Source organism: Aromatoleum evansii (assembly GCF_045689615.1).
Classification (GTDB): Bacteria; Pseudomonadota; Gammaproteobacteria; order Burkholderiales; family Rhodocyclaceae; genus Aromatoleum; species Aromatoleum evansii.
In genome coordinates this window covers 3069392-3083123 of sequence record NZ_CP141259.1, presented here as the reverse complement: position 1 = coordinate 3083123, position 13732 = coordinate 3069392, and the positions used below count along the sequence as shown (strand labels likewise).

Below are 13732 nucleotides of genomic sequence, written 5' to 3'. Positions count from 1 at the left end.
CTCCCGGCGGAAACAGGAACGGCGGCCGCGGCCGCCGTTTTCATTCTTGCGCCGCGCGCGTCAGAGCGCGGCGGCGATGCGCGTGCCCTGGTCGATCGCTCGCTTTGCATCCAGCTCCGCCGCAATGTCGGCGCCGCCCGCCAGATGGACCTCGACTCCCACAGCCTGCAGCGGTCCCTGCAGCTCACGCAGCGGATCCTGGCCGGCGCACACGACAATCGTGTCGACGGGCAGGAGCTTGTCCTCGTCGCCCAGCCGCACATGCAGGCCGGCGTCGTCTATCTTCGTGTAGCTGACGCCGGCAAGCATCTTCACGCCCCGCCGTCCAAGCAGTGTGCGCCGGATCCAGCCGGTCGTCTTCGCGAGGCCGTCGCCGACCTTGCTCGGCTTGCGCTGCAGCAACCACAGCTCGCGCGTGCGCGCTTCCTCCACGGGCGGGCATAGGCCGCCACGCGCCGCGTAAGTGGCGTCGATCCCCCATTCGCGGCGGTAGTGCTCGATGGGGTCGTCGGCGAGATCGGCATGCGTGAGCAGTTCGCTGACGTCGAAGCCTATCCCGCCCGCGCCGATCACCGCCACCTTGCGCCCCACCGGCTTGCGGCCGGTGATCACGTCGATGTAGCTGGCGACCATGGGATGGTCGATGCCGGGAATGTCCGGCGTGCGCGGCGTGATCCCGGTGGCAAGCACCACGCTGTCGAAGCGGCCGGCGAGCTCCTCCGCGGTGACGCGGTGGTTGAGACGGATCTCCACCCCTGCCTTCTCCAGGCGCCGGCCGAAGTAGCGCAGCGTCTCGGCAAACTCCTCCTTGCCGGGAATCCGCTTTGCGAGGTTAAACTGGCCCCCGATCCGCTCCGTTGCCTCGAACAGCGTCACGGCGTGGCCGCGTTCGGCCGCAGTGGCGGCAGCTGCCATGCCCGCGGGGCCGGCGCCGACGACGGCGACGCGCTTCCGCGCCGGCGCCGGGGCGATCACCAGCTCCGTCTCGCGGCAGGCGACCGGGTTCACGAGGCAGGTGCAGGGCCTGGCCTCGAAGATGTGGTCGAGACAGGCCTGATTGCACGCGATGCAGGTGTTGATCTCGTCGCCGCGCCCGGCGGCCGCCTTGGCGACGAAATCCGGGTCGGCGAGGAAGGGGCGCGCCATCGACACCATGTCGGCATCGCCGCGGGCGAGAACCTGCTCGGCGACCTCGGGCGTGTTGATGCGGTTCGAGGTGATCAGCGGGATGCCGACCTCACCCTTCATGCGGCGCGTGACCCAGCTGAAGGCGGCTCGCGGCACCATCGTCGCGATCGTCGGAATGCGCGCCTCATGCCAGCCCACGCCGGTGTTGATGAGCGTCGCTCCGGCGGCCTCGATGGCCTTTGCGAGCGAGACGATCTCCTGCCACGGTGCGCCGCCGTCGACCAGGTCGAGCATCGAGATGCGGTAGATGATGATGAAGTCGGGGCCAACGCGTTCCCGCACGCGCCGCACAATCTCGACCGGGAAGCGATGGCGGTTCTCCATGCTGCCGCCCCAGCGGTCGGTGCGGTGGTTGGTGTGCAGAACCGTGAACTCGTTGATCAGATAACCTTCGGAGCCCATCACCTCGACGCCGTCGTAGCCGGCATCTCGCGCCAGCGCAGCGCAGCGGGCGTAATCCTCGATGGTGCGTTCGATGTCCTCTTCGCCCATCTCGCGCGGCGTCACCGGCGAAATGGGCGCCTTGAGGGCCGACGGTGCCACCGAGCCGCGGTGATACGCGTAGCGGCCCGTGTGGAGGATCTGCATGCAGATGCGTCCGCCCTCGGCATGCACGCTCTGCGTGATCAGGCGATGCTGCGCGACTTCCTCGTCGTTCGTCAGTGCGCTTGCGCCGGGGAAGATCAGGCCGTCCGAATTGGGCGAGATACCGCCTGTCACGATCAGGCCGACTCCGCCGCGTGCGCGCGCCGCGTAGAACGCGGCGAGCTTCTGGAAACCGTTGCCGGACTCCTCCAGCCCGGTGTGCATCGAACCCATCAGTACGCGATTCTTGAGCGTGCAGAAGCCCAGATCGAGCGGCTGGAGCAGGGTCGGGTAGGCGTTCGCGGCGGTCATTCGGGTCTCCTCGGATTTCGATTCTTGGGTGTCGGAACGTACGGTTCCGTATTGTGCCGTCCGCGTGATGATAGTGCCTGCAGTGGGGGCGGACCAGTGGGTCGCGCTTGAAGCATCGTGAGCCGCAAAGCCGCGTGAATGGCGGATCGGGCTGATTCGGGGGTGATCGGGGTGGTTCCTGCTTGACGCATCGTATTGATTTGGTGATAGAATTCGCCGCCTTTGTTCCGGCGTTTTGGATTTGCACGAATGGATTTGGCCGGGATCCGTTTTCGCCCATCGCGCGCGTAGCGTGTGCGATGCCTGGTCAATGTCTCTGCTTGGAGGAGACGGATGGCTTTTGTCATTCTTTCCGCCGGAACGCTAACGCAGTCGAAAGTGCGCACGATCAGCGCACGGGCGTTCCTGGCTGGTGCGAGCATCGCGGTCCTGGCCGCGCTCGGTGGCGGGTTCGCCCTCGGGTACGGCTTCCAGTCGCCCGCGAACTCCGCCGCATCTCAGGAAGGTGCTGCCGACCCTTCCGCGAGCCCTGAAGCACGTCTGCTCATCGGCCGCTTCGGCGAGCTCGCGGGGCGGATGGTGCAGCTCGAGGCTGAAGCCAAAGGGCTCGCCAACCGCATCGGTGTCCTGAGGGATTTCGAAAGCCGCCTCAGCGAGAGCGCCGACGCGGAAAGCAAGTCGGGCCGCATTGCCAAGACGCCCCCGGCGTCGTCCGGTGGCCCGCTGCTCGATCCGAGCGCAGCGTTCGTGCCTCGCGTCACCGATCCGGTAACTGCGCTGCTGCGCTCGCCGCTGATGTCCGACTCGGACGGCGCCGGCAAGCTCTCCGACGAACTCGAGCGAATGGAGCGCGACATCGAACGCGTCAGCGAGACCTTCGCCCATCTCGACGGCCTTGCAACCTCGTTCAGCCTCGCGCAGATGGCATTCCCCGGGCGCGCGCCGGTTCCCGATGTCGAGGTGAACTCCAATTTCGGCAACCGGCTCGACCCGTTCCGCAACCGTCTCGCGTTCCACAGCGGTGTCGATTACCCGGCCCCGCGCGGCACGGCCATCGTCGCCAGCGGTGGCGGACGCGTCGTCTACGCGGGCCATCGCGTCGAATATGGCAAGACCGTCGAGATCGATCACGGTGGCGGCCTCGTGACGCGTTATGCCCATGCATCCAAGGTCCTGGTCACGCCCGGGCAGATCGTGATGCCGGGGCAAAAGATCGCGGAGGTCGGGTCGACCGGCCGCTCGACCGGTTCGCATCTGCATTTTGAAGTCATCAAGGATGGCCTCGTGGTCGATCCCGCTGCCTATCTGGCGCGATTCTGAGTGGAGCCGATGAAGCCGTCGCGGCGTTCGCCGAATCACGACCTGACGCGTAATGAATATGCACTGAGTCCGGCAAGCCGCGGTGTCGGCCGCATGGCGTTCGTGCTCGGGGCCATGCTGGTGGTGGTGCTGGTGGCGGTCGTCGGGCTGCGATTCTTCGAAAATAATCTTGCGCCGACGTCCTATCTTTCCGATGTGCGTGCGGAAAACCTCGAACTAAGGAAGGAGCTTGCCAAGCTTCGCCTCGAGCTCGAGGTGGAGCTGGCGACGCGCAGCGAGCTGGAGCGACAGGTCGCAACGCTCAATGAACAACTGAAGCAGGTTGGCGACGAACTGGCGTTCCTTAAGTCCGCTGGGGCGCGCAAGCCTGAAAAATGATCCGCCGTGCCGGGCAGGCGGGGGACTGGAAAGGGGAGACGGAAACGATGTTCTTCGGACGCAAGGGCAAGCGCACGATCGAGATGACCAAGCTTTCGAGTCTGGTTGCGGACAATCTCGAGATCGTCGGTGATGTGATCTTCTCTGCCGGGCTGAGGGTCGACGGCCGCATCCAGGGTAACGTGATCAACAAGGAAGGCGAGCGCAGCCTGCTCGTGCTCAGCGAGAAAGGCTCGATCAACGGGCGCGTGCGTGCCTACGACGCCGTGATCAACGGCGTGATCGAGGGCGATCTCGAGGTCGAGCATTTCCTCGAACTGCAGGCGAACGCGCGGATCTCCGGCAACATCATCTACCGTCAGCTGCAGATGGAATGCGGCGCGGTCGTCGATGGCAAGCTGGAAAAGCTCGAGGATGGTGCCTCGGGCGCGAAGAATGTGATCGAGCTCACCAGCTCCACGCCGGCATCGGCCGCTCGCTAGCCGGGGCACACGCCACCGGCGAATCAGGCAGCGCTTCCGCGCTTGTCGTCGCGTGCCGCAAACTGGTCCGCGGTTGACGTGTCCTCCTGCAGCCAGCCCAGCCGCAGGAAGATCATCCACGCCGCCCAGGCTGCGAACCACGTTGCATAGAAGCTGAAGACGATATCGCTCAGGAAATGCCCGCCCTGGGCAATCCTGCCAAGGCCGAAGAGTGTTCCGACTGCGAGGCCGATCAGGGTCCAGCGCCGCCGGGCGGCGACCCCCCCGAGAAATCCGAGGCTCACCAGGTAATAGCCGGCGGAGGCGTGACCGCTGACGAAGGAGCAATTGTTGTCGCACTGGTCGGACGGTTGCGTCGCGGGCGTGAACGCCTTGGTTCCGCCGAACTGTTCAACCTTGTAAGGGCGTGCGCGGCCCCAGTAGTCCTTCAGGGCGACGTCGATCAGCAGGCCCGGGCCGAGAAGCAGCGCGGCGATCAGGTAGGCAACCTGGATGCGACGTTTCTGCCCGGTCGCCCCGCGCTGCATCGAGTAGGCGAAGAGTGCGATGAACAGGCCGATGATGGTCGCCTTGGACATCAGCGGGATGCCGCGGTAGAGCGATTGCACGAGCGGGTTGTAGTCGCCCGAGAAGCCGCGCGCGGAGTCGTAGAACGCGCGCGATACCGCGAGATCGAGCTCGGGCCACACCGTGAACACCACGGCGCAGACGGCCATGGTCAGGGCCATCCAGACGGTCAGCCGATTCATGCGGAGGCGCCCCGGCGGCGCAGGGGAGTCGTTCGCGGGGATTGCAGCGGCGGGCGTTCTGGGAGCATGCGGTACTTCCTTCGTCGATGCCGGTTCTGGCATGGCGCTCAATCGGGCAGCTTGCGCACGAGTGCGACGCCGCCCTTGCGGTAGAGGATGTCGACGCCGCTGGCCGGAACACGGTCGGTGCGCGTGATCGCGAGTTCGCCCGCAGTGGGGGCGCGGTCAGGTGTCACGGCCTGTCGATAGACGCTGAAGCTCGGGGCGTAGTAGCGCCATGCGACGACGGGCTCTCCGGTCTTGCGTGCGAGCAGTCCGGCTTCCTTGACGGGGCCTTGCAAGACCGCGCCGGCCCAGGGGGCGACCACCCCCGCGAGGACGATGACCTGGATGACCGCGGCGGCGCCGACCTTCATCCACGCTGCGGCGTTCCAGCGCAAGGCCAGCCAGATCCACGCAAGCAGCCCGCCGACGACGACCAGGTAGTATTCGGGGGTGGCCTCGGTCAGCGCGAGCGCGAGCTGGGCACGGTAATACTCGTTGCCGGCCGCGCTGGCGGCGAGCGCGTCGAAGATCAGGGGCAGGAACGGCAGCAGCGCGAGAAACAGGGTCGGGGCGAGCAGATGCAGCGGGGCCCGGCGCAGCTCGTTGCGGTGGACGGCGATCAGCAGGAACAGCGGCGTCGAGCCGTAGAGCACGTAGTGCGGGAGCTTCGTGCCGGACAGGGAAAAGAAGGCGACGACGAAACCGGCCCAGATCCACAGGAAGCGGCGCACCCCGGTATCCAGGTCGCCGCGTATCTGGCGCAGGGTGCCGAACAGCGGTCCCGTCCACGGCAGCAGGAGCAACGGCACGGCAATCACGTAGTAGAAGAGGCTGCCGGCGTGGCCTTCCAGCGTGCCGGTGAAGCGCTCGACGTTGTGCTTGAGGATGAAGCCGTCGATGAAGGCCTGTCCGTGAATCGCCAGGGCGGCGGCATACCAGGGCACGACGATCGCCGCGAGGATGACCAGCCCGACGGGGTCGAACACGGCGCGCGCCCAGCGTTTCCATTCCCCGCGGCTCGCGCAGTACAGCAGGCTCACGGTGCCCGGGACGATCAGTGCGATCGGGCCCTTGGTCAGTGCGCCCAGCGCGATCCACACGAAGCTGCGCAGCAGCGGGGCACGACGGCCGGATTCGAGGTGCCGCCAGGCATCGAACAGCGCGAGGGCTAGGAGCAGGTTGAGCAGGGCGTCGGCCGTCGCGGCGCGCGCGATGGCGAAGGGGCCCAGCGCGGTCGACGCGACCGCGAGTGCCGCAAGGGCGGTGCTCGCACCGAAGCGCTCGCGCGCGAAATGCCAGGTCGCATAGCTCCACAGCACCCCGGCTACCGCTGAGGGCAGGCGGAAGCCCCATTCGGTGGGGCCGAACAACAGGTAGCCGAGCGCCTGCAACCAATACACGAGGATCGGCTTGTCGAAACGGTTCTCGCCATTGAGGTAGGTGGAGAGGAAGTCTCCGCGCTCGAACATCTCGCGCGTGGCTTCGGAGAAGGCCCCTTCGTCGACGTCGAACAGCGGCGCGCCGCCCAGTCGCAGGAAGAAGGCGGCGAACGGAAGCAGGAAGATCGCAAGGGCCAGCGACGCGCGCGGCTGGGGCAGGGAAGCCGCGGGTGTGATCATCGGTCGCCTTTCCTGTGCCATCCGTCTACGTCGTCGAGCGCAGTGCGCGGCCGCGCGAGATAGGCGCGGGAGCTGCCCGATTCGTAATACACGCGCGCCAGCAGTTCCGCGAGCACGCCAGAGGTCACCATCTGCACGCCGGCGATGACGAGGAAGAAGCCGCCGAAGAGCAGCGGCCGGGTGCCGATGTCCTCGCCGAGGAAAAGCTTGAGGGCGAGGAGATAGCTGAGGATGAGTGTGCCAAGCGCACCGAGGCCGATGCCGATGCCGCCGAAGAAGTGCCCCGGGCGCGTGCGGTAGCGCATGAAGAAGTAAACGAACACCAGATCGAGCACTACCCGGAAGGTGCGCGAGATGCCGTACTTAGACTGACCGAAGACGCGCGCATGGTGCGTCACGACTTCCTGGGCGATGCGGCGCGGGGTCGTTACGGTCGCCAGCCAGGCGGGAATGAAGCGGTGCATCTCGCCATACAGGCGCACGCTCTTGATCGCGCTGGCGCGGAAGACCTTGAGGCTGCAGCCATAGTCCTTGAGGTGCACGCCGGTCATGCGCGCGATGAGGCGATTGGCGATGCGCGAGGGGATCTTGCGCAGCAGCAGTCCGTCCTGGCGATCCTTGCGCCATCCTGCCACGAGGTCGAGATCCTCGCTCAGCAGTCGCTTGACCATGCGCGGGATGTCGATCGGGTCGTTCTGAAGGTCGCCGTCCATGGTGACGATGACGCTGCCGCGGGCGGCGTCCAGTCCGGCCTGCATCGCCGCGGTCTGCTTGAAGTTGCGCATCAGTTCGACGATACGCACATGCGGGCCGTACTTGGCGGCGCAGCGCGCGAGTTCCGCGGGTGTCGCGTCGGAACTGCCGTCATCGACGAGCACCACTTCCCAGGGGCAGGGATAGGGGCCCAGCGCGAGGTGGATGCGTTCGAGCAGCGGCTCGACGTTTTCAGCCTCGTTGTACATCGGCACGACGACCGAAAGGGTGTGCTCGGGCATATCCGCGGGAATCTGCGGTTCGGCAGGCGGCAAGGGCGACTTGTTCATGCGGATCAGTGTCTTCAGGAAAGATGCGGGCGATCGGGGTCTCTGGCGGAAGCGGCGCGCGCCGGCACGAGCCAGGCGAGGGCGCCGGATGCTACCGCACAGGCGATGACGAAAAGGTGAAGGGCGAGAGCGGCCTGCAGGCCGCTCGCGAACGGGACGCCGTTCGGCAGCATCGCCGCCGCGGCGCCCGCCTCGTAGGTGCCGAATCCGGCGACCCCCTGGACCGGGAGGATGGCGGCAAGTTCCGCGCCCAGCGCACCGGCCGCGCCGACGGAAAGGGCCGCCGGGACCAGGGAGGCGAGGAGCCAGGCTTGGGTGGCGAGCTTCACGGACCAGTTCGCGAGCGTCCAGATCCAGCCGAAACGCGCGTGCCGTGTCGAATCGGCGAAGGCATTGCGCAGCTTGGCGAGTTTCGCCGCCGCGCCGCCGCGCTCGGCCCAGGCGTGCGGGGCACGCGCCCAGCGCGGCAAGTACCACGCGAAGGCGACCAGGGCCGTGATGCCGGTGAGGCGCAGGGGCAAGGGCAGGCCCGGCCAGACGGCGACGGCCACGACGGCGACGACGAAGGCGTCCTGTAGTCGAAACCAGAACAGCGAGGCGAGGGCGCGGGCCAGCGGTGTGCCGAAGTTGCGTCCGAGCAGGACGGGGAAGGCGGCTTCGCCGCCGCGGAAGGGCACGACGTTGACCATCGCGTTGTGGATCAGCACGATGCGCAGGCAGGTTCCGAAACGGCCTCGCGCATCGGAGCGGAACTCGTCGTACACGCGGCCCGCGCGCAGGGCATAGCTGGCCGCAAAACCGGCCAGTGCCAGCGTCGCGGCGAGCGGGTCGAGGCGCCGGAACGCATCGCCGAGACCTTGCCAGCGGCCGTCCCATGCGAGCCATGCCAGCAGCGCGAGGCTCGCGGCGATCGCAAGCAGGCGCTTCATGCGTCGGCCCTTTGTGGCTGGGGGCCGCGTGCGAGCGCGAAGGCGATGCCGCCGAGGCCCCAGGCGCACAGCACGTACTGAATCCAGCGCCCCTCGGGATAGCCCAGTTCCTCGAAGAATATCGAGATCGAGAAGGCGGCAAGCAGGGCGGCGAGCACGCGCCAGCCCGTGCGCCTCTCCCAGAAGCGCCAGTGCGAGGACCACCACACTCCGAACGCGCCGCAGAGCCAGCCGCCGGCCGCGCCGGCGAAGATGTCGAGCGGCCAGTGCGCCCCGACTGCAACGCGGGAGAAGGCGACGGCCGAGGCAAGCGCCAGCGCGGACAGGGCAACCAGTCGCCGGCCCGATTGCACCGCGCACAAGGCCGCCACGGCTGCGAAACCGAAGGCCGTGGCAGAGTGGCCGGACGGGAATGAGCCGGTGCGCAGCACTTCGCCGATCACGTTGAAGTTCTCCGGGCCCAATACGGCCGCGGGCCGTGCTTCGTCGAAAAATTCCTTGGCGCCATGCGTGTAGAGCGCGCCGGCCGGAACCGCCAGCAGGGCGGAAGCCGCCCAGCGCGGATGCCAGGCGAGGAAACCGGCGAGCACCGCGAAAGCGCCGGAGGTTGCGCCGAGATTGGTCAGTCCGGCCCACACGAAGGCAGGCAGCGCCGCCGCCGCGCCGTTCCAGCCCAGGAACCACTCGCTGTTGCGTCCGCTTGCCAGCGTCGCCAGCGCACACAGCGCGAGGATGGCGGCGGGAACCGCGATCCAGCAGGCGCTTTCGCGCGAGCGACTGGGCGAAGGCAAGGGGTGTGTGCTCATCAGGCTGCGTCGGACAAAACACATAATTCTACCCGATCTGCGCGCGCAAGCCCTGAACGGGTCGGCTGTGCACGCGGGCAGGGCGCCGCCGCGAGGGTTGCGGGGGAGGGAAACTACCTGCGGGAGCGGGCGCGACCGTCGGGTATAATTCCGCTCTTTCCGCACGTCGAACACCTGTTCGCGTCCTTCCCGATCCTTCGCACCGACTCAAATGGCCGAAATTCTCAAGCTGCGCGGCGCTCCGGCGCTCTCTTCCTCCCGCCTGGAGCGTCTCTCGCGTACCGTTGCCGAAGCGCTGCCCAAACTGAAGGGGCTCGCAGCCGAACACTGGTACCTCATCGAGATCAAGGAGCCGTTGAACGTCGCGGAACTCGAGCGGCTGGTCGATCTGCTGGGCGCGGTGCCCGCGACGCCGCAGGCGCCGGCGGGAACACCCGTCGTGGTCGTGCCGCGCCTTGGCACCATCTCGCCGTGGTCGTCAAAGGCCAGCGACATCGCCCGCCAGTGCGGTTTCGACAAGGTCGTGCGCATCGAGCGCGGTATCGCCTATTCTCTGGACGTGCGGGGCGGCCTCGACGACCGGCAGTTCGCCGCGGCGCTCCCCCTGCTGCATGACCGCATGACCGAATCGGTGCTGCAAAACGTCGAGGCGGCCGAGGCGCTGTTCCATCACTACGAGCCCAGGCCGCTGACGACTGTCGACGTCATCGGCGGCGGCCGTGCCGCGCTCGTCGCGGCCAACGGCGAGTTGGGTCTTGCGCTGTCCGACGACGAGATCGACTACCTCGTCGACAACTTCACCCGCATGGGGCGCAACCCGACCGACGTCGAGCTGATGATGTTCGCCCAGGCGAACTCGGAACACTGCCGCCACAAGATCTTCAACGCGGACTGGGTCATCGACGCACGCACGATGGACAAGACCCTGTTCGGCATGATCCGCGAGACGCACAAGGCCCATCCCGAAGGGACGGTCGTCGCCTATTCGGACAACGCCTCGGTCATCGAAGGCGCCGTCATCGACCGTTTCTACGCTGACGCGGACGGCCAGTGGCGCTTCCGCGCGGAAGAAACCCACATCCTCGCCAAGGTCGAGACGCACAACCATCCGACCGCAATCTCGCCCTTCCCGGGCGCGGCGACCGGCGCGGGCGGCGAGATCCGCGACGAAGGCGCGACGGGCCGAGGCTCCAAGCCCAAGGCCGGCCTGACCGGCTTCTCGGTGTCGAACCTGAACATCCCCGAATTCGTCCAGCCCTGGGAAAAGCCCTACGGCAAGCCCGAGCGCATCGCTTCCGCGCTCGACATCATGATCGAGGGACCGATCGGCGGCGCGGCGTTCAACAACGAGTTCGGGCGTCCCAACCTCGCGGGCTACTTCCGCGCCTTCGAGCAGGAAGTGCAGAGCGAGGTGCGCGGCTACCACAAGCCGATCATGATCGCCGGCGGCGTCGGCAGCATCCAGGCTCAGCAGTCGCACAAGGTGCAGTTCGCGCCCGGCACGCTGCTGATTCAACTCGGCGGTCCGGGCATGCTGATCGGTCTCGGCGGTGGTGCGGCGTCCAGTATGACGACCGGCACGAACACCGCGGATCTCGACTTCGCGTCGGTCCAGCGTGGCAATCCGGAAATCGAGCGCCGCTGCCAGGAGGTCATAGACGCGTGCTGGCAGCGCGGTGAGGCGAATCCCATCCTCGCGATTCACGACGTCGGGGCCGGCGGTCTGTCGAACGCGATGCCGGAACTGGCCGATTCCGCGAGTCTCGGTGCGCATTTCGAGCTGCGCGAAGTGCACATCGAGGAGCCGGGCATGAGCCCGCGCGAGATCTGGAGCAACGAGTCGCAGGAGCGCTACGTGCTCGCGATCGCGCCGGAGAGCCTGGACGAATTCCGTGCCATCTGCGAGCGCGAGCGCTGCCCCTTCGCGGTGCTCGGCAAGGCGACGGCCGACGGTCACCTCACCGTGAGCGACCGCCATTTCGACAACAAGCCGGTCGACATGGAAATGCAGGTGCTGCTCGGCAAGCCGCCGAAGATGACGCGCAACGTGTCGCGCCGCGCCGTGCACGTGCCGCCCTTCGACGTGACCGACGTCGACCTGAAGGAGGCCTGCCTGCGCGTGCTGCGCCTGCCGACCGTGGCCTCCAAGAGCTTCCTCATCACGATCGGTGACCGTTCGGTCGGCGGCATGACCGCGCGCGACCAGATGGTCGGCCCGTGGCAGGTGCCGGTGGCAGACGTTGCGGTCACCGCCATGAGCTTCCACGGCTACAAGGGTGAAGCCTTTGCGATGGGCGAGCGTACGCCGGTTGCCTGTCTGGACGCCGTGGCGTCCGGGCGGATGGCGGTGGGCGAGGCGATCACGAACATCGCCGCGGCGGACATTTCCGACCTCGGCAAGGTGAAGCTGTCGGCAAACTGGATGGCGGCCGCGGGGCATCGCGGCGAGGACGCGAAGCTCTACGACACCGTCAGCGCCGTGTCGCAGTTCTGCCAGGCGGCGGGGCTGTCGATTCCGGTCGGCAAGGACTCGCTGTCGATGAAGACGGCGTGGAGCGAGGAGGGCCAGGACAAGCAGGTGGTCGCGCCGCTGTCGCTCATCGTCACCTCCTTCGCGCCGGTCGAGGACGTCCGCCGCACGCTTACGCCGCAACTTAAGTTCCCCGAAGGCGTCGAGACCGAGCTCATGCTCATCGACCTCGGCAATGACCGCAACCGCCTCGGCGGCTCGGCGCTGGCGCAGGTGTTCGGTTCCGTCGGCGAACATGCGCCGGACGTCGATGCGGAACAACTGGCGAAGTTCTTCGCGCTGATCCAGCAGTTCCGCCGTGACGGGCTGCTGCTCGCTTACCACGACCGCAGCGACGGCGGCCTGTTCGCGACGCTGTGCGAAATGGCCTTCGCGTCGAAGTGCGGCCTGTCGGTCGTGCTCGACACGGTGTGCTACGACCGGTACATGAACGACGTGGATGGCCTAGACAAGAAGCCGGACACGATCAAGGGCCGCCTCAACGACCGTCTGTTCGGCGGGCTGTTTGCGGAGGAGCTCGGCGCGGTGATCCAGATCCGCCGCGAGGATCGCGCGCGCCTCACCACGCCGCTGCGCGAGGCGGGGCTCACCTACCACTTCCTCGGCGAACCGAACGAGCGTGATGAACTGCGCTTCTGGCGCAACGCCAAGCTCGTGTTCAGTGCGCCGCGCGCGGAACTCCATCAGGCCTGGTCGGAAACGAGCTACCGCATCGCGCGCCTGCGTGACGACGCCGACTGCGCGCGCGAGGAGTTCGAAGCCCTTGCGGACCTCTCCAACCCCGGCCTGAGCGTCGTCACCAGCTTCGACCCGGCCGAGGACATCGTCGCGCCCATGCTCGCGACAGGCGCCCGTCCCAAGATCGCGATCCTGCGCGAGCAGGGCGTGAACTCGCAGGCCGAGATGGCCGCCGCTTTCGAGCGCGCAGGCTTCGCTCCGTTCGATGTGCACATGTCCGACCTGCAGGCGGGCCGCCGTCACCTGTCCGACTTCCACGGCCTCGCGGCCTGCGGCGGCTTCTCCTACGGCGACGTCCTCGGTGCGGGCCAGGGCTGGGCGAAGTCGATCCTGTTCAACGCGGCGCTGCGCGAGCAGTTCGAAGCCTTCTTCGGGCGCAGCGACACCTTCGCGCTGGGCGTGTGCAACGGCTGCCAGATGATGGCCAACCTGGCCGCCATCATCCCCGGTGCCGAGCACTGGCCGACCTTCCACCGCAACCGCAGCGAGCAGTTCGAGGCGCGTTTCGTGATGGCCGAGATTCCCGAGAGCCCGTCCATCCTCTTCGGCGGCATGGCGGGCAGCCGCATGCCCATCGTGGTCAGCCACGGCGAGGGCAGGGCGGTGTTCGCCCGGGAGGCGGATCGCGGCAGCGTGATCACCGCTGTCCGCTATGTCGACAATCACGGCAAGCCGGCCGCGACTTACCCGTTCAACCCGAACGGTTCGCCCGACGGCCTGGCAGGCGTCACGACCGCGGACGGCCGCTTCACGATCATGATGCCGCACCCGGAGCGCACCGCGCGCACGGTGCAGATGAGCTGGCATCCCGAGTCGCTGGGCGAGGATTCGCCGTGGATGCGCATGTTCCGCAACGCGCGGCGTTGGCTGGGCTGATCGGCCGGACGTATAGTCGGGCCCAAGGGCTGCCGAAGCGTGATGCAGTTGGCAGCCAACTTCTTTTTTGCGCTTGACTGCAGTCAAGGGAAACGGGAGCCTCGTGGCTAGAATGCCTGCGACACGAGGCCT

General features: G+C 67.3%; 10 protein-coding genes. 4 read left to right on the top strand and 6 right to left on the bottom strand.

The features are described 5' to 3' along the window. Nucleotides 1-60 precede the first annotated feature (60 nt). On the bottom strand, nucleotides 61-2085 hold the full coding sequence (locus U5817_RS14475; RefSeq protein WP_407277797.1) for an NADPH-dependent 2,4-dienoyl-CoA reductase: 2025 nt from the start codon (nucleotides 2083-2085) through the stop codon (nucleotides 61-63). 333 nt (nucleotides 2086-2418) lie between these two features. On the opposite strand from U5817_RS14475, the gene U5817_RS14470 reads away from it, so the two are divergent. From U5817_RS14470 to U5817_RS14460, 3 genes are read left to right on the top strand one after another with little or no spacing between them, the layout of a single operon-like run. Next, complete coding sequence (locus U5817_RS14470) at nucleotides 2419-3405, top strand: M23 family metallopeptidase (RefSeq protein ID WP_407277796.1); 987 nt, start codon at nucleotides 2419-2421, stop codon at nucleotides 3403-3405. Beyond that, the gene (locus tag U5817_RS14465; protein WP_407277795.1) at nucleotides 3406-3783 is read left to right on the top strand and encodes a hypothetical protein; all 378 of its coding nucleotides are present in this window, start codon (nucleotides 3406-3408) and stop codon (nucleotides 3781-3783) included. It begins immediately after the preceding gene. 47 nt (nucleotides 3784-3830) lie between these two features. Beyond that, entirely contained in the window at nucleotides 3831-4265 is a 435-nt protein-coding gene (locus U5817_RS14460) for a polymer-forming cytoskeletal protein (protein ID WP_169131176.1), read from the top strand. Between the two features lie 23 nt (nucleotides 4266-4288). Here U5817_RS14460 and U5817_RS14455 read toward each other — a convergent pair whose 3' ends face one another. From U5817_RS14455 to U5817_RS14435, 5 genes are all read right to left on the bottom strand, one after another. Continuing rightward, complete coding sequence (locus tag U5817_RS14455; RefSeq protein WP_407277794.1) at nucleotides 4289-5014, bottom strand: phosphatase PAP2 family protein; 726 nt, start codon at nucleotides 5012-5014, stop codon at nucleotides 4289-4291. Nucleotides 5015-5121: 107 nt separating this feature from the next. Beyond that, nucleotides 5122-6678, bottom strand: a complete 1557-nt coding sequence (locus U5817_RS14450) for an ArnT family glycosyltransferase (protein WP_407277793.1) — start codon at nucleotides 6676-6678, stop codon at nucleotides 5122-5124. Beyond that, nucleotides 6675-7721, bottom strand: coding sequence for a glycosyltransferase family 2 protein (locus tag U5817_RS14445; protein WP_169131182.1), 1047 nt, complete (start codon nucleotides 7719-7721; stop codon nucleotides 6675-6677). The genes U5817_RS14450 and U5817_RS14445 overlap by 4 nt, the downstream gene beginning before the upstream one ends. A 14-nt stretch (nucleotides 7722-7735) precedes the next feature. Then, nucleotides 7736-8650, bottom strand: a complete 915-nt coding sequence (locus U5817_RS14440) for a lysylphosphatidylglycerol synthase transmembrane domain-containing protein (protein WP_407277792.1) — start codon at nucleotides 8648-8650, stop codon at nucleotides 7736-7738. Beyond that, nucleotides 8647-9456 carry a phosphatase PAP2 family protein gene (locus U5817_RS14435; RefSeq protein ID WP_407277791.1) on the bottom strand — a complete coding sequence of 270 codons (810 nt, stop codon included), beginning with the start codon at nucleotides 9454-9456 and terminating at the stop codon, nucleotides 8647-8649. The genes U5817_RS14440 and U5817_RS14435 overlap by 4 nt, the downstream gene beginning before the upstream one ends. Before the next feature lie 211 nt (nucleotides 9457-9667). Here U5817_RS14435 and purL point away from each other — a divergent pair, with 211 nt between their 5' ends. Further along, a complete protein-coding gene (gene purL, locus U5817_RS14430; protein WP_407277790.1) occupies nucleotides 9668-13600 on the top strand; it encodes a phosphoribosylformylglycinamidine synthase in 3933 nt (1310 codons plus the stop codon). Nucleotides 13601-13732 lie beyond the last annotated feature (132 nt).